Source organism: Shewanella sp. DNRA4, from assembly GCF_012843185.1.
In the GTDB taxonomy this organism is placed as follows: domain Bacteria; phylum Pseudomonadota; class Gammaproteobacteria; order Enterobacterales; family Shewanellaceae; genus Shewanella; species Shewanella xiamenensis.
In genome coordinates this window covers 29,698-53,101 of record NZ_JABAIP010000019.1, presented here as the reverse complement: position 1 = coordinate 53,101, position 23,404 = coordinate 29,698, and the positions used below count along the sequence as shown (strand labels likewise).

The 23,404-nt window shown below is 44.9% G+C and carries 23 protein-coding genes; 8 read left to right on the top strand and 15 right to left on the bottom strand.

Annotated features, from left to right (window positions below; translation table 11 throughout):
• Positions 1 to 14: 14 nt before the first annotated feature.
• The gene (locus tag HG547_RS18600; RefSeq protein ID WP_047537480.1) at positions 15 to 467 is read right to left on the bottom strand and encodes a FlxA-like family protein; all 453 of its coding nucleotides are present in this window, start codon (positions 465 to 467) and stop codon (positions 15 to 17) included.
• Between the two features lie 164 nt (positions 468 to 631).
• Between HG547_RS18600 and HG547_RS18595 the strand changes: the two genes are divergently transcribed.
• Positions 632 to 1,741, top strand: coding sequence for a PQQ-dependent sugar dehydrogenase (locus tag HG547_RS18595; protein ID WP_211164719.1), 1,110 nt, complete (start codon positions 632 to 634; stop codon positions 1,739 to 1,741).
• Positions 1,742 to 1,950: 209 nt separating this feature from the next.
• On the opposite strand, the gene HG547_RS18590 is transcribed toward HG547_RS18595, so the two are convergent.
• The 4 genes from HG547_RS18590 to HG547_RS18575 all read right to left on the bottom strand — a co-directional run bounded on the left by HG547_RS18590 (position 1,951) and on the right by HG547_RS18575 (position 6,478).
• A complete protein-coding gene (locus HG547_RS18590; protein ID WP_169548692.1) occupies positions 1,951 to 2,319 on the bottom strand; it encodes a VF530 family protein in 369 nt (122 codons plus the stop codon).
• A 125-nt stretch (positions 2,320 to 2,444) separates the two neighbouring features.
• A complete protein-coding gene (locus HG547_RS18585; RefSeq protein WP_037419613.1) occupies positions 2,445 to 3,893 on the bottom strand; it encodes a carbon starvation protein A in 1,449 nt (482 codons plus the stop codon).
• A 195-nt stretch (positions 3,894 to 4,088) separates the two neighbouring features.
• Positions 4,089 to 4,799 carry a two-component system response regulator BtsR gene (gene btsR / locus HG547_RS18580; RefSeq protein ID WP_037419615.1) on the bottom strand — a complete coding sequence of 237 codons (711 nt, stop codon included), beginning with the start codon at positions 4,797 to 4,799 and terminating at the stop codon, positions 4,089 to 4,091.
• Entirely contained in the window at positions 4,796 to 6,478 is a 1,683-nt protein-coding gene (locus HG547_RS18575) for a sensor histidine kinase (RefSeq protein ID WP_037419617.1), read from the bottom strand. Before HG547_RS18575 ends, btsR begins: the two co-directional genes overlap by 4 nt.
• Positions 6,479 to 6,606: 128 nt before the next feature.
• Here HG547_RS18575 and HG547_RS18570 point away from each other — a divergent pair, with 128 nt between their 5' ends.
• Positions 6,607 to 6,858 (top strand): YecH family metal-binding protein, encoded by a 252-nt coding sequence (locus tag HG547_RS18570; RefSeq protein WP_037419620.1) that lies wholly within the window; start codon positions 6,607 to 6,609, stop codon positions 6,856 to 6,858.
• 109 nt (positions 6,859 to 6,967) lie between these two features.
• Here the strand turns inward: HG547_RS18570 and HG547_RS18565 are convergent, their stop codons facing one another.
• The 6 genes from HG547_RS18565 to HG547_RS18540 form a co-directional block, all read right to left on the bottom strand.
• Positions 6,968 to 7,309, bottom strand: coding sequence for a hypothetical protein (locus HG547_RS18565; protein ID WP_037419622.1), 342 nt, complete (start codon positions 7,307 to 7,309; stop codon positions 6,968 to 6,970).
• Positions 7,296 to 7,964, bottom strand: a complete 669-nt coding sequence (locus tag HG547_RS18560) for an AAA family ATPase (protein ID WP_011623182.1) — start codon at positions 7,962 to 7,964, stop codon at positions 7,296 to 7,298. The genes HG547_RS18565 and HG547_RS18560 overlap by 14 nt, the downstream gene beginning before the upstream one ends.
• 77 nt (positions 7,965 to 8,041) lie before the next feature.
• Complete coding sequence (locus HG547_RS18555; protein ID WP_037419625.1) at positions 8,042 to 8,344, bottom strand: PilZ domain-containing protein; 303 nt, start codon at positions 8,342 to 8,344, stop codon at positions 8,042 to 8,044.
• 150 nt (positions 8,345 to 8,494) lie between these two features.
• Positions 8,495 to 8,899 (bottom strand): phosphate-starvation-inducible PsiE family protein, encoded by a 405-nt coding sequence (locus tag HG547_RS18550; RefSeq protein WP_011623180.1) that lies wholly within the window; start codon positions 8,897 to 8,899, stop codon positions 8,495 to 8,497.
• Between the two features lie 152 nt (positions 8,900 to 9,051).
• Positions 9,052 to 10,227, bottom strand: a complete 1,176-nt coding sequence (locus tag HG547_RS18545) for an NnrS family protein (protein ID WP_169548691.1) — start codon at positions 10,225 to 10,227, stop codon at positions 9,052 to 9,054.
• 289 nt (positions 10,228 to 10,516) lie between these two features.
• Complete coding sequence (locus HG547_RS18540; RefSeq protein ID WP_037419631.1) at positions 10,517 to 11,026, bottom strand: DUF2062 domain-containing protein; 510 nt, start codon at positions 11,024 to 11,026, stop codon at positions 10,517 to 10,519.
• Between the two features lie 32 nt (positions 11,027 to 11,058).
• On the opposite strand from HG547_RS18540, the gene HG547_RS18535 reads away from it, so the two are divergent.
• From HG547_RS18535 to HG547_RS18520, 4 genes are read left to right on the top strand one after another with little or no spacing between them, the layout of a single operon-like run.
• On the top strand, positions 11,059 to 13,380 hold the full coding sequence (locus HG547_RS18535; RefSeq protein ID WP_169548690.1) for a DNA internalization-related competence protein ComEC/Rec2: 2,322 nt from the start codon (positions 11,059 to 11,061) through the stop codon (positions 13,378 to 13,380).
• Positions 13,381 to 13,412: 32 nt separating this feature from the next.
• Positions 13,413 to 15,218 (top strand): lipid A export permease/ATP-binding protein MsbA, encoded by a 1,806-nt coding sequence (gene msbA, locus HG547_RS18530; protein ID WP_037419637.1) that lies wholly within the window; start codon positions 13,413 to 13,415, stop codon positions 15,216 to 15,218.
• Positions 15,219 to 16,226 (top strand): tetraacyldisaccharide 4'-kinase, encoded by a 1,008-nt coding sequence (gene lpxK / locus HG547_RS18525; protein ID WP_037427268.1) that lies wholly within the window; start codon positions 15,219 to 15,221, stop codon positions 16,224 to 16,226.
• Complete coding sequence (locus HG547_RS18520; protein ID WP_037419644.1) at positions 16,216 to 16,395, top strand: Trm112 family protein; 180 nt, start codon at positions 16,216 to 16,218, stop codon at positions 16,393 to 16,395. The genes lpxK and HG547_RS18520 overlap by 11 nt, the downstream gene beginning before the upstream one ends.
• 117 nt (positions 16,396 to 16,512) lie before the next feature.
• Here the strand turns inward: HG547_RS18520 and HG547_RS18515 are convergent, their stop codons facing one another.
• The gene (locus HG547_RS18515) at positions 16,513 to 16,977 is read right to left on the bottom strand and encodes a hypothetical protein (RefSeq protein ID WP_169548689.1); all 465 of its coding nucleotides are present in this window, start codon (positions 16,975 to 16,977) and stop codon (positions 16,513 to 16,515) included.
• Between the two features lie 212 nt (positions 16,978 to 17,189).
• Between HG547_RS18515 and HG547_RS18510 the strand changes: the two genes are divergently transcribed.
• The gene (locus tag HG547_RS18510) at positions 17,190 to 17,879 is read left to right on the top strand and encodes an energy-coupling factor ABC transporter permease (protein WP_169548688.1); all 690 of its coding nucleotides are present in this window, start codon (positions 17,190 to 17,192) and stop codon (positions 17,877 to 17,879) included.
• A gap of 30 nt (positions 17,880 to 17,909) precedes the next feature.
• On the opposite strand, the gene HG547_RS18505 is transcribed toward HG547_RS18510, so the two are convergent.
• The 3 genes from HG547_RS18505 to HG547_RS18495 all read right to left on the bottom strand — a co-directional run bounded on the left by HG547_RS18505 (position 17,910) and on the right by HG547_RS18495 (position 22,335).
• On the bottom strand, positions 17,910 to 18,266 hold the full coding sequence (locus HG547_RS18505; protein WP_169548687.1) for a glutathione S-transferase N-terminal domain-containing protein: 357 nt from the start codon (positions 18,264 to 18,266) through the stop codon (positions 17,910 to 17,912).
• 217 nt (positions 18,267 to 18,483) lie between these two features.
• Complete coding sequence (locus HG547_RS18500; RefSeq protein WP_169548686.1) at positions 18,484 to 21,705, bottom strand: DUF748 domain-containing protein; 3,222 nt, start codon at positions 21,703 to 21,705, stop codon at positions 18,484 to 18,486.
• Positions 21,706 to 21,954: 249 nt separating this feature from the next.
• Positions 21,955 to 22,335 carry a VOC family protein gene (locus tag HG547_RS18495; RefSeq protein ID WP_037419655.1) on the bottom strand — a complete coding sequence of 127 codons (381 nt, stop codon included), beginning with the start codon at positions 22,333 to 22,335 and terminating at the stop codon, positions 21,955 to 21,957.
• 348 nt (positions 22,336 to 22,683) lie between these two features.
• Between HG547_RS18495 and HG547_RS18490 the strand changes: the two genes are divergently transcribed.
• Positions 22,684 to 23,388 carry a DUF445 domain-containing protein gene (locus tag HG547_RS18490; protein WP_169548685.1) on the top strand — a complete coding sequence of 235 codons (705 nt, stop codon included), beginning with the start codon at positions 22,684 to 22,686 and terminating at the stop codon, positions 23,386 to 23,388.
• Positions 23,389 to 23,404 lie beyond the last annotated feature (16 nt).

The window sequence follows — 23,404 nt, the reverse complement described above, 5'->3', positions numbered from 1 at the left end:
ATTCTGTACTCAGCTTAGCCTGCGTTTTTTTGTGCATCGCGCATTTTCTGGTCCATTAACACGGCAATTTGGTTACCGAGTTGCATAATTTGTTCCTGCAATAGCTTACGTTGCTGAGCTGCGGCCTCGGAATCATCCCCTTCCAGTTTCGTGAGCATCTCCTGCAAAGCTTTGATTTGCTCTTTCAGACGCTTAATTTGTTCGTCGATGATAGATTTGGGTTCTTCATTCTCAGCACTTTCCGTCTGTTGCCGTTTTTCCGCGGTTTGACCTCTGAGAGAAGCGCCTACTTCGGTAGCGAGAGCTTGTCTTCCGGCATTGGATATATTGACCGTTTCTTGCGTGCCGGTCTCTGCCGACGAATTCTCAGAAGCTGAGCTAGCTGTTGGCGTAGTGGTGATATAAGCGCTGGAAACAGATTTGAAGGCGCTGCTATTTGCGGTCGTGTTTAATCCATTAATGTTCACGATAGGCTCCATAAGTACCTGAAGGTTATTTATCGAATTATCGGCCTTGAGATAAAAAACTTAAGTGTTAAGCATCCTATTTGATACAAAAGGCGTATCTAGGATAGGTTAGGGGATTAATGGTTAAGGTCGTTCACTTTTTGACTGATAAGGATATGAAAGATATGGCTCGTAAACTACAAATAACATGCGCTGCATTTTTGGCTTTGAGTGGAATAAGTGTGCCTGTGATGGCTAAAAATATTTTAGATAAACTGACCGTTGCAGAAGGCTTTAACCTGAACTTATTTGCAGATAATGTTGACAATGTGCGCGAAATTGCCGTATCCGAAAAAGGCATTGTCTATGCGGGTTCGATGAAGGCCGGGAATGTTTATGCCCTTATCGACCGTAATCAGGACGGTGTTGTCGATGAGAAAATCCTAGTTGCCTCGGGACTAAAGCTACCATCAGGTGTGGTGATCAAAGATGGCGACCTCTATGTCTCAGAAGTGGAGCGCATCATTCGCTTCAAGGATATTGATAACCACTTAAACTCACCAACATTTGAGGTGGTCTTCGATTGGTTTCCAACTGAAACCCACCATGGCTGGAAAGTACTAGGGGTTTCACCGACTGGCGAGTTAATCATTCCTGTAGGCGTGCCTTGTAATGTGTGCGCGGAGAATGAACGCTATGGGCGCATTTTCTCACTCAATCTTGAGACTAAAAAATTAACCACCATTGCCCAAGGGGTTCGTAATTCGGTCGGGTTTGATTTTCAGCCTGGCACTCAAACTCTTTGGTTTAGCGATAATGGCCGCGACATGATGGGCGATGATATTCCTCCCTGCGAAATCAATAAGGTCAGTTACTTGGGTGAACATTTTGGTTTTCCCTATGTGCATGCAGGTACGATTATTGACCCTGAGTTTGGCCAAGGTAAAGATCCAGCCAAATACACCGCTCCTGCGCTCTCCTTAGGGGCTCACGTGGCGCCTCTGGGCATTCATTTTTATCTTGGTAAACAGTTCCCTAGCGATTATCAACAGCAGTTGTTTGTGGCTGAGCATGGTTCGTGGAATCGTACTAAAAAAGCGGGTTATAAAGTGGCCGTGGCGACGATAGAGCAAGGCAAGGTGGTCAAATACACCCCATTTTTAACCGGCTTTATGCAGGATGAGCAAACCTTTGGGCGCCCAGTGGCCTTTGCTGAATTGGCCGATGGCAGTTTACTCGTATCGGATGATTATGCAGGGGCAATCTATCGCGTCACTTATCCGCAGACAAAGTAGCCAATAGGTGAAGTCTTAAACGCTTATTCTTAGCTGTTGGCTTGATTAGCAGGGGGCTCTTGCCAATCAGGTTGCCCACCGAAGGATATTGGATTGGCGCTAATCTAGCTGATAGACGGCTTAAAAATAATGCGCGGGATAATTGAATTAATTATTCCGCGCATTTTTATCTGTTCTTGTGAATATGCGTTTGAATATTCACGCGAAATTTAGTCGCGCTTGCCCCAGATATGGCTATTAATCTGGCCATCTGTTGCGGCTATCGATGTAGCCGTACTTGCCTGAGCTGGTTTCTGTGCTGGTTTTGCAGGTTTTTTGGCCGATGTCTTCGCTGGTGCGTTGGATGTTTTCGCTGCGGGCAACGGCAGTTTATTGGTTTTTAAATATAAATATTCTACTTTTTCCCGTGCCCAGTCGGTTTTTCTTAAAAAGCGCAGGCTCGATTTGATACTCGGATCTTCAGTAAAACAACGGATTTTGATGCGCGCGCCGAGTTCTTCCCAACCATAGTGTTCCACCAGTTGGGTGACTATGGCTTCGAGTGTGATGCCATGTAATGGGTTATTTTCTTGAGTCATTTTGTATAAATTACCGTGAACAATAATCGGATTATACCAGTATTATACCGATTGACTAAAATCATAGATAAAAAAACGGGCACTCATCAGTGCCCGTTTGCTTTGTATATCAATATTGTTAGAAATTAAGCTTCATCGGGTAATTCGCTGTCGCTATCAACTTCACCTTTGCCTTTGGTTTTCACAATCAGTAAGCCTGTGATGACAAGCGTTGAAACAGTCCCTGCGATGGTGGATAAGGTCATCGGTAAGCCTGCACCTAAAGTTGCAGAGTTAAGTAGGAAGGTGATAACCACTGTGGTCATAAACATGGCTGGAATGGTGGTGATCCAGTGCAGTTTATTGTGACGCAGTAGGTAAGCAGAGGCCGTCCAGAGCATTAATACAGCAGTCGCTTGGTTAGCCACACCGAAGTAGCGCCAGATCACGCCGAAGTCGACTTGAGTCAGTAAGCCACCAATCACAAACAATGGAATAGCTAACACTAAACGTTTAGGTAAAGCCACCTGCGGCATGTTAAAGAATTCAGCCAAAATCAGACGAGCAGATCGGAAAGCCGTATCGCCTGAAGTAATTGGCAGAATGATCACACCAAGGATTGCCATAAAGCCACCCACTGCGCCTAACAGACCAGTTGATGCTTCGTATACAACGTTTGCAGGGTTACCCGCCATGCCTGTGCTTAATCCTTCAACACCGTGGAAGTAAGACAGTGCAATCGCACACCAGAGTAGGGCGATGATACCTTCACCGATCATGGCACCAAAGAACACAAAACGACCGTTCTTTTCGTTTTCAACGCAACGTGCCATCAGTGGTGATTGCGTAGCGTGGAAGCCTGAAATCGCACCACAAGCGATGGTGATAAACAGCGCAGGCCATAATGGCATATCTTTAGGGTTTAAGTTTTGGAAGAAGTCGCCCGCTTGCACATTGGGCAGTAGCGTATGTTCGCTAGAAAACATAATCGCAAAGGCTAAACCAAATGACATGAAGAACAACAGCGCGCCAAAGAAAGGATATAAACGGCCGATAATTTTATCGACAGGTACAACAGTGGCAATCAGGTAGTAAACGAAGATAATCGCAACGAAAATGCTAACATCCCAACCCGTTAGCTTGCCTAACAGGCCTGCTGGCGCAGAGATAAACACCACACCTACGAGCAATAATAGAATGATGGCAAACACATTCATAAAGTGCTTGGCACTTTTGCCTAAATACTTACCAGCAAGGTTTGGTACAGATTGACCACCATTACGGACCGACAACATACCGGAGAAGTAATCGTGCACCGCTCCTCCGAAGATACAGCCGATCACAATCCACAACATCGCTGAAGGACCGTAGAGCGCCCCGAGGATTGGACCGAAGATTGGACCCACACCCGCGATATTCAATAATTGGATTAAGTACACTTTGCCTTTCGACATAGGCACATAGTCCACACCGTCGGTTTGGGTAAAAGCCGGTGTCTGACGTTTTTCGTTGATACCAAATACCTTTTCGACAAAGGTACCGTAGATAAAGTAGCCGCCGATCAATAGACCGACACAGAGTAGGAACCACATCATTTTAGTTATCTCCCCATTTTGAGTTGTGCAGAGTGTAAACAAGTTGTTTACATAAAACAGGGTTAACTGGGTGAGAGGTCGATAATGCTGACTCAGCGGCAATAGAATGGGGCGAGCGGTTGCATACGTATGTCATTCATAAGTATTAAACGCCCCGAGCGGTTAGGATATGAGCATCAGTGGTTAACAATGGGGCTATTGAAAGCCGAACAATTGCTTAAGACTTTTTAAATAACGGCGAGAAACGGGCACTTTGTCGCCAAGCAGAGTCGTGACTTCGGCGCCAGTATCGAGCAGCTCTATTTCGGCAATGGCTTTGGGTGAAATCAGATATTGGCGATGGCAACGCACTAGCGGTGTTTTTTCTTCCAGCACTTTAAGGGTAAGTTGGGTATGGACTTTGCCCTTGATACAGGCGACATGAATACCGCTTAAATCACTAAAAACATACTCAACATCTTGAATGGGGATCACTTTTAATTTACTACCGCTGTAACAGGGTAGGTGCTCGAGGCATCGAGGCGCGATCAGATTAACGGCTTGCGGAGTGAGGTCCTTACGAACACGTTTTAGGGTTTGGCTGAGTCGATCGGCATCTATTGGCTTAAGTAAATAATCAAAGGCATGATTATCAAAGGCTTTGACGGCAAATTCATCAAATGCAGTGACAAACACGATTTTAGGTAAGGTGTCGGGATCGAGCATAGCAATCAGTTCCATGCCTGAAATACGTGGCATTTGGATGTCGAGAAAAACTAATTGAGGCTTTTCTTTGGCAATGGTTTGCAATGCTTCTATGGCGTTGCTGCATTGGCCAATAATTTCAATGTCGGCTTCTTGGCCGAGCAAATCCGCAAGCTCCTCGCGAGCAAACAATTCATCATCGACAATCAAACAAGTGATCACGTGCTAGTTTCCGTCTGTTCTATGGGTAAGCGGATGGTCACCTTGGTGTATTCATCCGGTTTGCATTCAACTTGGATGCCATACTGTTCGCCAAACAGATTTTGTATCCGTTTATGAACTAAATTCATCCCCAATCCCTCAGAATCGATTGAGGGTTGATAAAGGCCAGCGTTATCTGTCACCTCAAGGGCTAATATATGGTCATCCATGCGTCCCGTGACCTTGATTTGTCCTTGCTCAATCATATGGGAGGTGCCATGTTTTACCGCATTCTCAATGATGGGTTGTAGGGTAAATGCAGGCACTTTACAGTGGTAAAGTGATTCAGGTATAGCAATGTTGACCTGTAATTTATCAATAAATCTCGCTTTCTCAATGGTGAGATAAGACGCTATGTGATCGAGCTCATCCCCGAGTGTCACTAAACCCGTTGTACGTTTTAAATTGATCCGCAAAAATTGTGACAACTGCTGCAACAGTTGCTTCGACATATCGGGATCGCGCTTAATAATCGCACTGATGGTATTGAGAGCGTTGAATAAAAAGTGTGGATTCACTTGAGCTTGCAGTAATTTTAATTCCGCTTGGGTGAGCAGGTTTTGCTGCTGTTCAAAACGGCCGTAGAGGATCTGGTTCGACAATAGCCGAGCAATCCCTTCCCCTAAGGTGCGATTAATGTTCAAAAATAGTTTATTTTTTGGCTCGTATAACTTGATGGTGCCAATGACTTCGGTGTCACTGCGAAGTGGGATCACAAGGCTCGAACCGAGTTTACACTGGCTCGAAATCGAGCAGGAATAGGGCATCTCCACCCCATCGGCGAACATCACCTTGTTTTGGTTTATGGCCTCAAGAGTGATTTTTGAGGAAATCGGTGTTCCAGGGATATGATGGTCGGCACCAATACCGATAAAGGCCAAAAGTTTTTCTCTGTCCGTAATGGCAACAGCACCCACATTGGTTTCTTCAATGACAATTTGCGCGACCTTGCCGCTGCTTTCTTCGTTAAACCCCTTAGAAAGCAGCCCAACACTGCGCTCGGCAATTTTAAGCGCCTTGGTTGAGAAACTAGAGGAGAGCTTGTCAAACATGGTTTTTTGGTCGCGGATCATGCTCATAAACAGCGCTGCGCCAATGGAATTAACCAACAGCATAGGCGGAGCTATCTGCCGCACTAATTCCCATGCGGCATCAAACGGGCGTGCAATCAGCAAAATAATGCTCATTTGCATCATTTCGGCGTAAAAGGTCACCAAACAGACTAAGAGAGGATTGTAGATAAGTTCACTTTTACCCGCGCGGCGTAGGTAAAAACTGATCATTCCCGCGGAGAGTCCTTCGAGAGTGGTTGAAATCGCGCAGGCTAAATCGGTAAAGCCACCCATGCTGTAGCGGTGTAAACCGCCAGTGAATCCGACTAAAAATCCGGTGACAGGACCGCCGAGTAAACCGCCTAGCACGGCACCCATGGCGCGAGTATTGGCAATGGCCCCTGAAGTTTGCTCACCAAAATAGGTCGCCATGATACAAAAGCTAGAAAAAACCAGATAAATAAATATTTTATGAGGTAGGCGCGGTGATGTTTCTGCAAACAGTTTAAAAAGAGGTGTTTTACTGACTAAATAAACAATCACTAAATAAAGTGACATCTGTTGGGTCAGTAGCAAGATCAAGGACATAGTGGCTCACTTTATCGTCACAGCGGTCAGCGCAGTTATTGACATTGGCAGTATGTGCGCGAGATCAGGGTTAAAATTCAACAGTTCGGTTATAAAGCCTAATCTTATTTGCATCTTTTGGAGAGACTATGTCCGATTCTGTTCACGGTCATGACGTTATGGCGCTGATGGTAGCGCAAGCTCATCCCGTTTTAAAGCCTCAGTTTATTGCTCTGATGACTGAAACCTTTGGTGAAGCAGCGCGTTATCACACTTGTAGTGCCGAAAACCTTACTGCGGAGGAGTTAATTTTTTTGTTGTTGAGTAAAGGGAAAATGGCAGAATCAGCGCAAGGGCTCGCCCTTGTTGCTGGGCGGCAGTGTCATCATTCTCATCATTAAGTATGGCTAATCTGGTCTATGAGCCGCGCAATAGCTTGGGGTCATAGGCCATAACTTGCTGTTAAAGAAAGGGTGATCAGCGGATTGGTTTACCTTGATGCCATGAAGATTAATGCTCATCCTGCTTACTTTTATTTACCACTTCAAGCTGTTCTGCAGTTGTTTTTTGACTGAATTCATCAATCAAGATCCGCAATAAGCGTGATTTGGCGATTTTAGTTCCTTTAGCGAGCCCATCTAATTGGGTAATACTGGTTTCCGTTAAGGTAAAGGTGGCATGGCGATAAATTTTGGCTGACTTTTTATCTAAGCCTTTTGGCTCTGCGGGAGGCACCGCTAAAATACTCGCTTTACCTAAAGCATAGTTATTGGCATCTTCGATAAAATCCTCAATAGAAACCGTTTTGATAACTTGTTTTGGTTTCTTGCGTTTAAGATCAGTTAAGCTCATAACTATTTTCTGGTGGTAAGGTGAACAGCTCATCCACTATGGCGCGGATCTCGTCGGCCGCTTTCCCATCTGGCTCAATTTCCATTACGGACGATCCTTTTTCCTCACTGTCATCGTAGATATTTCGGCAAAAAGTCACCGAATTGAGTACGCGTAATCCAAAGGATTGGACCACTTCTTTGGCCTCTAAAATACGCTTTACTTGGGTGGGCAAAGCGGGACATTGGGTTAGCACAATGGTTGCCACCATTTTGGGATTAACCATCTTACAGGTGCTGAGCATATCTTCCATATGGGGTAAGGTTTTAAGATCGCGACGTTTGGGTCTAAGTGGGATAACTACGTAAGTGGCTACCGACATGGCGGCGCGCATGGCAAGGTTATCTTGACCGCCACAGTCAACAATGACGTAGTCGAAGCGTTCATTAAGACTGAGCAGATCGTTACGTATTTTGCCGTAGAGCTGAATACAATTGATTGCAGGGAGGCTAGGGTCGTTGTTTCGAGCTTGGATCCAATCGGATGTTGTACGTTGGGGATCGCAGTCTACCATTAGTACATTGGCGGCAAATTTTTGCTTTATATAAACCGCAAGATTTTGCGCAAGGCAACTCTTGCCACTGCCACCTTTCTCTCCACCCACCAGCAATATCATAGCAATGTCCTTTGTACGAATAGTTCAACTAATTCAGTGTAGAACAGCTCAATCGACCCTGCGTAGCTAGATTGAAATTAAAGCAATTGCATCGCGACATGATAACTTTGATCATGACGTTTAGAGCAGCGGCAAACTTGGCCTTTTACGCTATTTTGTCGGGATGTTTCTGGATTGAATGTCACGTTAACTAATTCACCGAGTTCAAATGGGTTTTTATAATCAAACAGAATGCCTCTGCGGGCTAAATCGATACATACGCCTTCGTCTGTATGTTCAACGCCATTCTTATCAGTCCAATGCAAGAGCACGCGTTCAGCTTCCATATCTACTCGAAGTGAGCTGCGTTTTTCTTCAAATCCAACTGGATGTTCACCCATAACTCAATTGTCCCGTAAATAATTGATCTCAGTAAAACTAGCATAATTGCTTTTTGGCAGAATACCAATCTGAAAGCGAGGGATTTGGAAGGATTTTGCAGGTAAAGAATGGCGCCATTGAGCTTGGTTGGCAATGGCGCCCAGTAGTCATTAGTTATCGTATTCTTGATTTTTAGGATAGGGCATTTTTAATTGGCCCCAACGGATCACGATGACCGTTGCCGCAAGGATCAAGGTTGAAAGCGAAATTGCGGCGATGCGCCAGTCATCCATACTCTTCATATCTAAGATCAAATAACGTGCAAGGGCAACAATGGCAATATACAGCGGCATGCGCACGGGCAATTTTCCCGATTCTGCATAATTAGCAACCATGGCCAGTACTTCGAGATAAATAAACAATAACAACAGATCGGCAAGGGCGACTGCGCCGACATTAAATACATGGACAATTTCTTGACCAATAGCAACCACAGTCGCTATTGCTATGATGATTAAGACGAGATGCTCAACTGCTTTTAAGCCTTTGGCACCATATTGACGATAAAATGGCATGGGTACTCCCTACTCAATATTTTTGTAAATAGTAACAGTAAAAATACTTTAGGTAGGGAAAAGAGACGCGATTCTCTGTGACTCAATTCACAAGATAGTAATTGGTTGTCTGCTATAGGTACCGCGCCATGAGTTTTCTCGAGTCACCTTGCTTAGCCTGGCCGTCCATCGGCTCTGACGCGACAAAGCATTGGTGCGTAGTAGTAACAGAAACACCCAAAAGCCAGCATCCAACAAATAATGGCTGCGAGCATTAATTCGATAAACCATGCACTGGGTAAACCCGCTAAGACACGGAACACTGTAGCCAGTAATATTAACCCAAAAGCCTGTGTCATTGGCCTAGCGGGTTTTAGTTGTCTGCCGGTATGGCCTAGCGATACCCTCGACATCATTGCGAGGATCATGCCGCCAAGTCCTCCAACAGTAATGGCATGCATTCCTACGGAAAGTGGTAGTCCTGTAGCAATCAGTATCAAACCAATGGGAATACATAAGTAACTTAAATGCAGTGACCATAACAGCGGCACAGACCAACTTGCCTGCCATCCCCAACGAGACCAACGTAGTAACAGCACCAGACCCGCAATACCAGCCAGAGCGCGCGTCAGTAATATTATCTGCGGTAAAAAGAGACTCGCAACAAGCGATAATAGGCTGGCAAAACTTAACCACTCCAGTACGGGAATGGCGGAGTGTCTTTGCCATTGGGTGGCGCGCTCAGTAAAGAATGGGATCACTCTACCACCAAGCAGAGCAACAATTACCCCAACAAGGATGACTGCTGCATAAAGACCATTATTAGCCCACTGTAATTGATTAGTTATTAAACCGTAATAGCTAAATCCATTAAACAGCGTGAGTAAACTGAGAATAGGGATAAACACAAAGTTACGCCATTGGCGTACTTTAACCACGGATATAGATAATGTAATTGCGGTTAAGGGTAAAAACATCAAGTCGATGATCATGATCGCCACAAACGGAATATCTAGCGGCAATATAAATAAAAGCCTTGGTAGTAACCAGACCGTAAATAGCCCTATAAGGGGTAAGCCTTTCAACCCAGGTTGCCCTGTCCAGTTTTGTACTGCGGTGAGTAAAAAGCCTGCGACGACGGCACAGGCAAACCCAAAAATCATCTCATGACCATGCCACCATAAAGGATTGATGTTGTTAGGAAGTAATGACAGACCGGAAAGAAATCCTCCCCAGATCCCTAAACTTAATAGACTAAATAGACTCGCAAATAAGAAGAAAGGTCTAAAACCTAAGCGGAAAAGCGGTATTTTAGGTTGTAAATGTGCAGGTTCATCAATATTCAACATAGTGACAGCGTAGTAGTGAAACACGAAAAGTATTTTAAGCTGCAAATTAAATGAATGTATATATCTACTTATGAGTAGCTTGTAAGTAAGTGTCCGGGTGAAGGGATAAAGATAGTCTTATCGTCGTGGTTTAATCTATTGATAAGGTATGAATAAATTACAATAGAGGACGTAAAGGAAATACAGAGATGCAAACGCTAAAAAGGATGTTAATGCTTAACTTGTTCAATTAGGAAAGTCAATTTCTCTAACATAAAACAAGTTAAGCCATTGTATCTGAAAGTCGCAATTATTTGGTCTTACGCTTTTGCCACTTAAACATGATCGAGTATTTCCAGAGGTTACTGATCATTAAATATCCTACAGTGGAAAACACGATCCCTAATACTAGGCAACCTAGTAGGAATGCTGGCCCAATTGTGGCTAATGAGGCTTCTATCCATTGCCAGCTTGCCTCAAAGGCAAATTCCTGCGGTGCGTGGCCCAGAATTTTTGCACCTAATAAATAAGCCCCATAAAACATAACTGGCATCGTAAGTGGATTGGTGATCCAGACTAAAGCGACGGAAACGGGAATATTGACATTAAAAAGGATTGCAAAGGCCGCGGCGACCACCATCTGAAAAGGCATTGGGATCCAAGCGACAAACAAGCCTATGGCAAAGGCCCCCGGTGCAGAGCGTCGATTAAGCGCCCAAAGATTAGGATTGTGTAATAAGCGACCGAAAATGCGTAGGTGTTTGTGCTCACGCAGGGTTTCAGGCTTAGGCATAAATCTTTTTATTAATTTTTTTGGCATAGGCTGAAATTGCTGTCTTAACTTAATTCACTATGAATGGATTCATGTTTGGCTTTAGTGCCACCTTACTGTCAGCGATGTTATGGCCTTCGCTGCCGCCAATTACTTATCTACCCTACTTTTGCTTTGGGGCTCTCATCTTATTCAAAAAAGCACCTAGCTTATCTGGCACACTCTTTGCGATGTTCTGGCTAACAGGATTTTGCTTAGTGTTATCTCGGCAGGATCTTCCTTTATCCCAACAGCCTATACAGGTGAGGGGCGAAATCATATCACTAGTTAGTCAAAACAGCGACTGGGTTAGCTTCGATATTGTTGTCGATAAACCAAATTTAATCTTTGGGCCAACGGCTAAGTTGCGTTTAACCTGGCAATCCGAGGCGACACTGCAAGTTGGGCAAGTTTGGGATTTCACTTTTATGCCTAAAAGTATATCCAGTGTACTCAATCAAGGAGGATATAACGAACAAAAGCAATTGATTAGTCAGCATATTGTCGGTAAAGGCCGCGTTATGCATGCAAGGCTTCAAGCTGAGCGTTTTTCGTTAAGACATCACTTAATCACACGACTTGCTCCAAAGTTATCTGCGTTAACACAGGGGGATATTCTGCTGGCGTTAATCCTCGGAGATAAACAACTTATCTCGCAAACTAAGTGGCAGGCGCTAAGGCAAACGGGCACGGGCCATCTGGTGGCGATATCGGGATTACATTTATCGGTGATCACCGCTTGGGTCTATGCTTGCGCTTTGTTTTTTCTTACGCGTTTGGCGCCACATCCAAGTCGACGAAATATAGTTATTGCGCTCATTTTAGCAGGAGTGAGTGCTCTATTTTATAGCTATTTAGCCGGTTTTGCCGTGTCAACACAGCGTGCGTTAGTGATGATTTTATTGGTTATGCTGTTGAGTTTATTAAGACGCTACTCAAGCGCATGGGACCGTTTGCTGTTTGCCTTATTTGTGGTGTTACTCATTGATCCTCTCGCTTGTTTAAGTGCTGGATTTTGGCTTTCTTTTTGTGCTTTGGCGATTATTTTATATACCTTAGAAAGTGCCAAATTTACACAGTCTGTTGATAGTAAAACAACTTTTTTAGCCAAGTCGCGAGTCAGAGTCATACAGTTTTGGTCAATACAATGGCGCTTAAGCCTGATATTGGGACTGCTGCAAGCCATCTTTTTTGGTGGTGTGAGTATCCATAGTTTGTGGATGAATATGCTGGTGGTGCCTTGGTTTAGTCTTATCGTCATTCCGCTATCGATGCTGGCTTTTATCATCTGGTGGTTAGGTACGTTTTTGGGGCAATCGTGGCTGGGATTATTCGATTTGGCGGATTTAGCACTATTTCCCTACGGCAAGTTACTTGAACTCAGCGTCGATTTACCCGCCCATTGGCATGTGGTTTCCGAGACATTATTAGCAGGCGGCCTGTGCGCACTTTTTGCGTTGATTCTGTGGCGATATGTTCCTCATCGGCGCCAATATTGGCACTGGCATTTGTTGATAGGGTTACTGTTTCTTCCTCTGGCATTGTCTGTTTTTCAGCGCATTACAGCATCGAAAACCACTCAATGGACGCTACATTTACTTGATGTCGGGCAAGGATTAGCCGTGGTGGTTGAAAAGGATGATAGGGCACTTATCTATGATACGGGCGCCGCATTTGGCGATGATTTTAGCTACAGTGACCGTGTGATTATCCCTTTTCTTAATACTCGAGGATTAACTGATATCGATTTTATTGTGATCAGCCACGGCGATAACGACCATGCTGGAGGCGCTCAAGTACTGGCAAAAGCGTATCCTCAGGCAAAATGGATTACTGATGTTGACCACTTAAATGCTCAGCCTTGTTTGCCACAACAGATTGATTGGCAACAACTTACCTTACGCTTTATTTCCCCACAAACCCAGGCGGGTGGCAATAATGCTTCTTGTGTGCTGCGGATTGATGATGGTCAGCAAAGTCTATTACTGAGCGGTGATATTGAAAAGGAAACTGAGAGTATATTGATTGAGCGAGTGCAAGCGGGCTTTATACTTAAAAGTCAGGTGCTTATTGCTCCACACCATGGAAGCCGCACCTCATCTACGCTGGCATTTATTGAAAGGGTGGCACCGGAGTTAGTACTTTTTCCAGCGGGGTTGAATAATCGTTATGGCTTTCCTAAAGCCGATGTCGTTGCCCGCTACCAAGCTTTGCAGATAAACCACTTAACCACCGGGATTGAAGGACAAATTAGCGTTACTTTTGAACAAGGGCGACTCGACGTAAAAACCTATCGGCAAGATTTAGCTCCATTTTGGTATAACCGCTTGTTTAGATTTGGTGACTTGATTAATCCAGAGTAGAATGAGCACTTTGCCATAATTTAGTGTTACCAATGACAGCATATCCTAAAGACGAAATGTGGACCGTATTCAAGCGATTACTGGCCTATCTCAAACCGATGAAGGGCATGTTTTTGCTTTCAGTTGCTGGCCTTATTGTGTATGGGCTTGTCGATGCGGCTTTTATTTCTTTTATTGGCCCTTTTATCGATAAAGGGTTTTCCAGCAGTACACCAGCGATCAGTAACGGTATTGCACTCCCCACGAACCAAGGCTTTCATGCCGATAACCAAGTGCTATTAATGGCGCCCATCGTGGTTATTTTAATGTTCTCCCTGCGCGGCTTTGCAAACTTCGTATCCACCTACGGCATTTCTTATATGAGCGCTAGGTTAATTATGGATATGCGCCAGCAAGTGTTTCAACATTATCTAAGTTTACCCGTGAGTTACATGGATAAGGAAAACACGGGCAATTTAATTTCAAAAGTGACCTTCGATACCGAGCAAATTGCCCGTGCATCGGGCAGTGCCTTGATTTCGATTGTTCGTGACGGTGTGACCGTTATCGGTATGCTGGGATTGATGTTTTATAACTCTTGGAAGCTTTCACTGTGTATTTTAGTGATAGGTCCGATTATGGGATTAGTGATGACTATTGTGAGTCGCCGCTTCCGTAAGGTGTCGAAACAAATCCAAACGGCGATGGGGGATGTCAGTGCCGCAACGGAGCAGATGATCAAAGGTCATAAAAACGTACTGGCCTTTGGTGGACAAGAAACAGAAACGGCTCGTTTTGCCAAAATTAATGACAGAAACCGCCATCAAAATATGAAACTTGCGATCGCACAGGCTATCAGCCAGCCGCTTATCATGGTGATTGGCTCCTTTGCCTTGGCCTTTGTGCTGTATGCGGCGAGCCTAGATAGCATGAAAGCCGATTTGACCGCAGGTACCTTCGCGACGATTCTGGGCGCGATGATGGCCATGCTGCAACCCATCAAAAACCTCACGCGTGTGAATGCCGAATTTCAACGTGGTATTGCAGCGTGCACCACAGTATTTGAACTGTTAGACACTTTGCCAGAATCGGATACTGGTACTTATACCGTCAAGCGTGCTAAGGGCAACTTACGTTTTGATAATGTTTCTTTTAGTTACGAAGGCCAGGAGCGCCGCGCTTTAGATAAAATTGACTTTGAAGTGTCCCAAGGGCAAACCTTAGCCTTAGTCGGGCGCTCTGGGTCGGGGAAGTCGACGATCGCAAGCTTGGTGACTCGTTTTTACACCGGACTAGCGTCTGGCGATATTCTGCTTGATGATGTGAGTATTTATGATTACTCATTGAAATCATTACGTAGCCAAGTGGCTTTGGTATCGCAGCAAGTGACACTCTTTAACGATACTATTGCCAATAATATCGCCTATGCCTATCCGGGCGAAGTCACCCGCGAGCAGATTATTGAGGCGGCGACCTTAGCTCATGCGATGGAATTTATTGAGCAATTGCCCGATGGCTTAGATACCCAAGTCGGTGAAAACGGCGTGCTATTGTCAGGCGGTCAGAGACAACGGATTGCGATTGCGCGGGCAATGTTACGTGATGCACCAGTGCTCATTCTGGATGAAGCGACATCGGCCCTTGATACTGAATCTGAGAAAGCGATTCAGCAGGGATTAGACAATTTGCGCCAAAACCGCACCTCGGTTGTGATTGCTCACCGTTTATCAACGATTGAAAGTGCCGATCAAATTTTAGTGGTCGATCAAGGTCGCATCGTTGAGCGTGGCACCCACAAATCGCTACTCGAACTTGGCGGCATGTATGCCAAGTTATACCAAATGCAGTTTGGTAGCTAAATGCAGGCGTTAGTGAATAAAATTTGGTATCAAGGCCACCCATTACGGTGGCTCTTACTGCCTTTTTCTGCGTTGTTTGCGCTTATTACCGCAATTCGCCGTGGTTTATTTCGTTTAGGGATTAAATCACAAACCACACTGCCAGTCCCCGTGATCGTGGTGGGCAATATTACCGTTGGCGGTAGTGGTAAAACCCCCACAGTCATCTATTTGATTGAACTGCTGCGTCAACAGGGGTTTAATCCGGGTGTGATCAGCCGTGGTTATGGCGCGCATATCCAAGGGGTAAAAGTCGTTAGCGTAAAGGATGCTGCAACTGATGTGGGCGATGAGCCAGCTATGATTGTGGCGCGTACTGGTGTGCCTATGGTGGTGGGCCCTAAACGTGTTGATACCGCAAAAACCTTGCTGGCGCAGTTTGCCGTGGATGTCATTATCTGTGACGATGGCTTGCAACATTACGCCCTCGGCCGTGATATTGAGCTGGTGGTGATTGATGGAAAGCGCGGTTTAGGGAATCGTCATTTGCTTCCAGCAGGCCCACTACGGGAAGGTGCTTGGCGTCTTAATCAAGTGGATTTTGTGGTGGTCAATAGTGGACCCGCGCAGGCGAATCAATATGAGATGCAGCTGAGCCCAAGTGCGGTGTTGCCGGTAAATCCTAAGGCTGAGGCCGTGTTTGATCCGACCCAGCCCGTGGTGGCAATGGCGGGTATTGGTCATCCGGCGCGTTTTTTTGAAACCTTAACGCAGCAAGGTTTTCAACTCGCGTTATCCCATGGTTTTGATGACCACCAAGCCTACGATAAACACGTGTTATGCGAGCTTGCAGCATCTCGCCCCTTGATGATGACTGAAAAAGATGCGGTTAAATGTCGCGATTTTGCACAAGAAAACTGGTGGTATTTGGCTGTCGATGCCAAGCTATCGCCACAATTTGATCAACAGTTGCTGAGCCGATTACGCTCTGTGGCTGCAGCTAAAAAAGGAAAATCCCATGGCGTTTGATAAAAAACTGTTAGATATCGTTGCTTGTCCAGTATGTAAAGGAAAGTTGGAGTACGATAAGGCGGCGCAGCAATTGATTTGTAAAGCGGACAAATTAGCTTATCCCATTACCGATGGCATCCCAGTGTTATTGGAAAATCGTGCCTTACCGTTAAATGAAGCAGTTTGATTTTTAGGCATAAAACTCAGCGTTATTGAACTTAACGGTTTGAGCTAAGTCGTGTACTTTCGACACCGCCGTGCATAAGTGTAGAGAACAGGGCGATCATCTCGCCCTTTTCATGACTTAAAAGCGCACAAACTTTTGTTTATCTTCCTCAGTGGCGCCTTCTTTACATTCACCACGTATTTCTCCCCGTCCTGATTCTATTATTCGGCTCAACTCAAAGTAACCTTCGCGGCAGTAACCTGTCATTTCTAAGGTTTTCTCGAGTCCCAATTCAACTTGTCTGCCCCAGATATCGAGTGCATCCGCTTGTTGTTGGTATAAACGACGCTGCTCGCGGGGATCTTGCGCGACTTGACGCATACGTTCTTCGTGGGGGAAGGGGCGTTCGGTGACATCTCTTGGTGAGTATTCCTCCGCAAAACCTGCCTGATAGGTAAAGAGTTTAAGGCCATCTGCGCGGATATCAGTGGTGAGTTTGTCTTTAAATTTACCTGCAAATTCAGAGGGGTCTATCTGAGCGCTGCTGCAAGCGAGTAATGTTAAGCAGCTCAATAATGTCAGGCTTATCGATCTCAATGGCATATCAAGGATTACTCTTAGATGATTTACTTAGCGAAGAATACCTTAATATGTCGCTCAATATCATGCAATTATCGGTTTTATTCGCGATATACTGTTAAAGAAGTTTATTCGCCCGAATAGGTTGGTTAATCACCCTAATACCGAAACAACTTGAATCTGCTCTGAAACTTGTCGCGATAGGTTGAATGGGCATCTACTCCGGAGCCTTACTGATGCTGGATTTTTGGGCCAAGCGATTTGCTGAAATAGACTGGAATATCAGCCCATTACAGGGTTTAAGCCTGCTACTGCTGGGTCTGTGGATTTATGCTATTTGGCCTAAGGAAGAGTTACTGCAGGTTGTTAAGGATAAAGGCTTGCAATGGCGGTTGTTGTTAACGCTGATTGCGGTAAATACCTTATGGCTCCTCAATGCCAGTATTCAAGTGGGATTGCATTTACACTTTTTAGGGATAGTCACTTGTCTATTGATGTTTGGTTGGCGCTTAGCGACGGTTGCCTTACTCCTCCCAAGTGCGTTTTTCAGCATATTTGTCCTAAAGCAGCCTGATGAGTTTGGTGCATTTGGCTTGTTTGCAATAGCCCTCCCGTTATTCTGTGCGTTTATGCTTTACAGCCGCAGTTACCATTTATTTCCTAAGCATCTTTTTGTGTTTATTTTTGTTGGCGCCTTTATTAATGCAGGATTATCGACGGTTTTTCATCAATTTAGTTGGGCATTTTGGCTTTGGTTGTCGGCGGATTATGACTGGAGCATGTTAGTTGATAACTATCTGATGTTGATCCCGTTATTAGCCTTTCCTGAGGCGTTGCTAAATGGCATGGCGGTAACGCTGTTGGTGGTGTATCAACCCCAATGGTTGTTTGATTATTCTGACCGTGAGTACTTGTGGCGTAAATGAAAAGCGCGCCGTGGGGCGCGCATTGTTGTGCTAGGCAAAACGTTGTTCTAAGTAGCTGATGATATCCTTAGATTCATATAGCCATTGCACTTGACCATTGTCTTCAATCCGTAAACAGGGCACTTGTTTCTTGCCACCTTGGGCGATGAGCTCGTCTTTATGTGGGGATTTTTTTGCATCCAAGGTTTGGATATTCAGCCCTTGACGGCGCATAGCTCGGCGCACTTTTACGCAGAAAGGACAAGCATTGTACTGATATAGCGCCAGTGCTTGAGTTTGCGCATCGATTTTTTGTTGTTCTGCTGATGGGCGTTTGAGTTTCTTTGGGGCGAACACAAAGTTAAGCAACAAAATGATCCGGCCTAAAATCCAGCGAATAATGAACATAACTACCTCGAGTAAAAGTGTTTTAGCGCGCCGCAATATTGGCTGTGCGAAAGGGGATTGACGCGCGGAATGTGATTCCGCTCGCATAAAGCCGCAGAGTTTAACCTAATGGATGTTTTAGGCCAAGTAATAGAACGAGGGGGCGCTACCTTAATCAACCAATAAAAATGCCCAGTGAATACTGGGCATTTGATTCTCTATGGTCTTGTACAACGCGTTATTTAGCTTCGATGCTCATATTCACTTGGGCAGCATCTTGATTGAGGGTGACGCGACTTTCGAGTAGGAAAATGCGTTCAGGTGCGATGCCCTTGCTATCAACAAGGTAGGCCTTGACTGATTTCGCTCTCTCCTGCGCTAAATCTCCCAACCTGTCTTGACCGACCGTTTGCGCTTTTAGCGAAAGGTTATAAAGCGCGATATGCCAACGGGTGGTCAGTTCCTCTTTACTCAGTGGTGCATCTTTGGTTTCAGAAATAATATTGTCTTTCACATCATCAGGATTGGCTTTAACTTCCTGCTCATAGAGTTTGAGAAGGGCATCGGCTAGAGGTCCTTGGGTCGGAAACTGACTCGGGCTGAGATCTGCCGGCAATTCCGTCAGCTGAATATTCGCTAAGGCAGCCAGCTTGCGTTTCATCATACGCTCGCTAATTGCTTGGCTATCGTTTATTGCATCGACACTGCCCTCAAGACTGAGCTGTAGCATGGGTCTATCCTCTAATCCTTTGGCGAGCTTATCTAGGCTTTCTTGTTCACGGGAAGTGAGGGTAAATTGCCCAGGATTAAAGGGGATTTTATCTAAGGTGTCATCAGCGCCAATGAGACCTGCAAGGAAAGAGAAGGGGGCTGTGACGGCTTTAGTAATCACATTGGTAATGGCTGTCATGATGATGCTGCCAACACTAAAGCTGGGTGAGTCTAGATCGCCAGAGACTTCCATTCCTAGGTCAATTACGCCATGGCGATCCTGCAATAATGCAATCGCTAACGTTACGGGTAAACTGGTGGCTAAATCACTGTTACTGCGTTTCCCCAGTTTGAGTTGATTAATCACTAGGTGGTTGCTGCCCTTGAGTTGGTTTTGCTCAAGTTTGTAGTTAAGTGCTAACGACAATTGCCCTTTATCAATGTAATAGCCCGCATAGGTGCCAGAGTATGGGTTTACTGACGTCAGCTCAACACTCTTAAAAACCAAGTCTAAATCAAGATAAGGTTTATCTAACAAGGGATTAATATCCCCCTTTAATGTCACTGGTGCATAGCGGTCAATTTTGCCTTTAATATCGACAGATGCCTTAGTACCCGGCTTGGAGGATAGGTGACTGATATAACCTTCTAGCTGCTCGATGCCTGAGGCAAAGTTAGGTGTTAGCGAATTATCGGCAAAAAATGCTGATCCTTGGTTAAAGCTAATTTTTTGAATATCTAAGCTTAACTCGGGCTTTTTAGCTGCGGTTTGGGATGGTGCAACTGTATTGGTGCTGCTTTCGGCTTGAATGCCTTGCGCCATTTGTCCATCGGCAATGGCTTGCTGTTCAATAATCAGATTGCTGATATTGGTTGTACGATCCTTCGCGATAACAACCTTGGCATAAGGTTGCTCAAAACTTAAATGATCAATCTTGATTTGATTCTGTTGCTGGTCAAAATCGAGCTGATTAATATGCATTTTTTGCCATTTTACCAATGGCGCTTTGCGGATGCTGTCGAGGATATTCAAATCATCCAGCTCAACGTTACCTTGATAAATGGCTTTGCCTTTGCCATCGGCATGAACCTCGCCATCGCTACTGAATAGGCCGCTTTTTAGCTGCATATTGACATAGGGCTCAAGGTAAGGTTGAAATTGGGCTAAGGCCAACTGCTCCACTTTGAGGTTAGCGCTGATGGCTTGCCCAAGGACATCGACTTGCCCCTTCGAGGAAAAATGGCCTTTATCGTTTAGCTCAAAGGAGAGTTGGTATTCAATCGGGGCTTTTAAATCGCTCACTATGGTTTGAGTCGCAAAATCTAATGGATAGATTCGCCATTGCTGCGCCGTTTTGCTGAGTTTGTGCTCCTCAAGCTGAATATCATAGTTTTCGACATTCAGTCCTCCCAAGGTGACAAGCCATCCATTGGTATTTTCAGTGGTACTGTTACTCGCCACAGCTTGCGAAGTGGTAGGGTTAGCGACTATCGCTTCAGACGCTTCAGTTACATCAGGGGTTGTTGCTGTACCAGAGGTCGCTGCCATCGATTTGGGCATCAACAGTGGTGCTAAATCAATACCTTGTTCATCTAGCTTGGCCTTAAGACTTAAGCCTTCAGTGTGGATTTGCTTAATATTGACCCGCTGCTTGGCCAGATTGGCGCTGATCCCATCTACAGCCAGCAGGGGCAGGGTGATAACCGATTGATCACCATTGAGCAAATTCACTTTTTCAACAATCACTTGTCCACGTTCGGCAGTGAGTTGTAATTCACCTTGCTCGGGTAAATCTACTTGGTAATGGGCGTTAATACTGAGCTCACCTGTCCCCAGTTTGACATTGAATTGATCGGCAACAAATTGCCAAAGCGGAGCAAGTTTGAGTTTGGCAAGCTGTACATCCCCGACGAGCTTAAAGGGAAACAGCTGAAATTGTCCGGCAAGGCTCACTTCACCTGCGTGGGCATCCTGCAACTGGGCGACAAATTGGTTATGCACGATAGTCGTAGTGGCATTTGTCGCCGATGTTGCTGGAGTAGTATTCGCCGTAGTTGTTGCTGGAACGGCATTGTTTGTCACCGCATCTTTGGTTGATGACGTCTTAGCTACGCTAGCAGGATTAGATAACATCAGGTATTCAGTATCTAATTGACTGAGTTTGAAGTTGATATTGGGGTAATCAATTTGCGCCTTGGTTATCTTGTCATCAAATTTGAACTTGGCTGCACTGACGGTTAACTCACCTAAGATGATGCGCAAAGGACGTGCTTGTTCAGCACTCGTGCCTGGTTTGCTGTTGGTTTTAGCTTGGTTGAGGGTGGTAACGATGTCGTCAAAGTTAAACTGAGTTGCCCCATGAGTTTTAAACCGTTGGATATGAGCAAAGGGCGTTTGCAACTGAATATGATCAATCACTAAGGCTTGATTGAATATAGACTGCCAAAAATGCACCTCAAATTGGAGCTGTGCTAATCCGGCAAAATCCCGATTATCTTTCTCTTTAACGGCGAGCTGGTCGATATTGACGCGGTAGTTAAAAGGATTGATATGCATACCCTGTAAACTGACCGGACGTCCTAATAGCTGTGAAAGCTTCTCTGGGGCGAAGGCGACGATAGCCTTGGGGAGTATTAATCCGAGGGCGATAAGGTAACTTAAGTAGGTAATGGTTAAATAGACGAGAACTCGTTGGTATCGGGGGCGACTAAAAAACACGAGTTTTAACCGTGATAGTTGAGTTAGCATAGTCAGATTAATGCTCCAATACGCACGCTGGCGCGAAATCTATCAATAAATGTGGTTATTCTAGCGAATAATGCTTATCTCTGCATGATTTTTTTGGTGTTTTGTCAATTAAATCTGAGTGTTACCGTATGGCAACCAATGTGAGTCAGAATGTATGTTAACTCATAACCCTCGCTTTACGAGGGTAACATGTTGTGTCTCTAGTGGGCATTTTATGACCGCTAAGCTTTTTAATACGAATAGCTTAGTTTAAGTGGTGAGATAACTTATTGCGGCGATGACGGCGCCTTGTGGATCTTTTATCCAACAAAAGCGACCCACTTTCGGAATATCTTCTGGACCAAACAGAATATCGCCACCAAGTTTTTTAGCGTTAATCGCGACCAAGTCGACATCGGCGACCGTGACATAACCTGTCCAGTGCGAAGGTAGCGTCGGGAGCTGATTATCAGTGATACCGCCGATACCTACACCTTGATTTTCAATCAAGTGGTACTGACCATGGGGCATCTTGACCGTTCTAAATTGCCAGCCAAATACTTCACCATAAAAGCGCATGGCCTCTTCAGTGTTGTGGGTCGTGAGTTCATGCCAGCCTAAGGCACCAGCGGTATTAAATGCAGAGTCCATAAGCGCGTCCTTTATGTTATTGAGCCTTGTGGCGAGGCGATTAGTATTTTGAGTGTAGACGATGCTTTTCAATAATTCCTAAGCAGATCCAGAAATGTGACATTATTTTCTGCTGTAAATCATTAAACTAAGTTAATGTTAATTAATGAAATAACAAAAATCTGTTTATCGAGTTTGTCTTGATGTTGTGCTTGTGCCGCTCCGCTGAGTATTTGCTGAGTTTGCGCTCTGTTTTGCGGCTGATTGGTGGTGTTAGTATTGTTTTACAGCATTAGACCTTACTCCCCTTCGCTTGCTAAACTAGCGCCATTTGCAATCGATGAAATTGCGTAATAGGGGGATTAACGATTGAATAAGAGTTTAGTGACCAATGTGTTGGCAGCCATTTGTGTGATCTTGGGATACGCACTGAGCTTACCCATTCTATTTAATGTTGGGTTGTTTGCATTATCTGGTGCGATAACCAACTGGCTTGCGGTGTATATGTTGTTTGAAAAAGTCCCTGGTTTGTATGGTTCTGGTGTGGTGCCTTCGCGGTTTGAAGAATTTAAACTCGGCATTGCTCATCTGATGATGAAACAGTTTTTTACCGCTGAAAACATTGATCGTTTTTTGTCTGAAAAAGAAGGTATAAGCCAAATCGATTTGGCGCCTGTGATTGAGAAAGTAGACTTAGCACCGTCTTTCGATGCCTTAGTCAATACTGTGGCACAATCTTCATTTGGTGGCATGTTAGCCATGTTTGGGGGGACTGAGGCGCTAATGCCGCTAAAAGAACCCTTTATTGAGAAGATGAAAGCTTCATTGGTCGATATGGCCGAGAGTGAACAATTCCGCAGTCTATTGAAGCAAGAGCTTGAACAGCCAAATGTGATGGCCGATTTACAACAGAAGATTGCTAATATCGTTGAGCAACGCTTAAATGAATTAACCCCGCAAATGGTTAAGCAGATAGTTCAGGAGATGATCCAAACGCATTTAGGTTGGCTCGTGGTGTGGGGCGGTGTGTTTGGTGGAGCCATCGGACTTGTCGCCGCCTTAGTACAGGGCTAATCTGAGATTAGCCACT

Coding starts and splice junctions, on each gene's coding strand:
- HG547_RS18520 (WP_037419644.1), top strand. CDS start 16,216: ATGGCGTTTGATAAAAAACTGTTAGATATCGTTGCTTGTCCAGTATGT.
- HG547_RS18545 (WP_169548691.1), bottom strand. CDS start 10,227: ATGTTGAATATTGATGAACCTGCACATTTACAACCTAAAATACCGCTT.
- HG547_RS18590 (WP_169548692.1), bottom strand. CDS start 2,319: ATGACTCAAGAAAATAACCCATTACATGGCATCACACTCGAAGCCATA.
- HG547_RS18540 (WP_037419631.1), bottom strand. CDS start 11,026: ATGCCAAAAAAATTAATAAAAAGATTTATGCCTAAGCCTGAAACCCTG.
- HG547_RS18585 (WP_037419613.1), bottom strand. CDS start 3,893: ATGATGTGGTTCCTACTCTGTGTCGGTCTATTGATCGGCGGCTACTTT.
- HG547_RS18535 (WP_169548690.1), top strand. CDS start 11,059: ATGAATGGATTCATGTTTGGCTTTAGTGCCACCTTACTGTCAGCGATG.
- msbA (WP_037419637.1), top strand. CDS start 13,413: ATGACAGCATATCCTAAAGACGAAATGTGGACCGTATTCAAGCGATTA.
- HG547_RS18495 (WP_037419655.1), bottom strand. CDS start 22,335: ATGGACTCTGCATTTAATACCGCTGGTGCCTTAGGCTGGCATGAACTC.
- lpxK (WP_037427268.1), top strand. CDS start 15,219: ATGCAGGCGTTAGTGAATAAAATTTGGTATCAAGGCCACCCATTACGG.
- HG547_RS18565 (WP_037419622.1), bottom strand. CDS start 7,309: ATGAGCTTAACTGATCTTAAACGCAAGAAACCAAAACAAGTTATCAAA.
- HG547_RS18515 (WP_169548689.1), bottom strand. CDS start 16,977: ATGCCATTGAGATCGATAAGCCTGACATTATTGAGCTGCTTAACATTA.
- HG547_RS18550 (WP_011623180.1), bottom strand. CDS start 8,899: ATGCCATTTTATCGTCAATATGGTGCCAAAGGCTTAAAAGCAGTTGAG.
- HG547_RS18560 (WP_011623182.1), bottom strand. CDS start 7,964: ATGATATTGCTGGTGGGTGGAGAGAAAGGTGGCAGTGGCAAGAGTTGC.
- HG547_RS18595 (WP_211164719.1), top strand. CDS start 632: ATGGCTCGTAAACTACAAATAACATGCGCTGCATTTTTGGCTTTGAGT.
- HG547_RS18570 (WP_037419620.1), top strand. CDS start 6,607: ATGTCCGATTCTGTTCACGGTCATGACGTTATGGCGCTGATGGTAGCG.
- HG547_RS18555 (WP_037419625.1), bottom strand. CDS start 8,344: ATGGGTGAACATCCAGTTGGATTTGAAGAAAAACGCAGCTCACTTCGA.
- HG547_RS18575 (WP_037419617.1), bottom strand. CDS start 6,478: ATGTCCTTGATCTTGCTACTGACCCAACAGATGTCACTTTATTTAGTG.
- HG547_RS18505 (WP_169548687.1), bottom strand. CDS start 18,266: ATGTTCATTATTCGCTGGATTTTAGGCCGGATCATTTTGTTGCTTAAC.
- HG547_RS18510 (WP_169548688.1), top strand. CDS start 17,190: ATGCTGGATTTTTGGGCCAAGCGATTTGCTGAAATAGACTGGAATATC.
- HG547_RS18500 (WP_169548686.1), bottom strand. CDS start 21,705: ATGCTAACTCAACTATCACGGTTAAAACTCGTGTTTTTTAGTCGCCCC.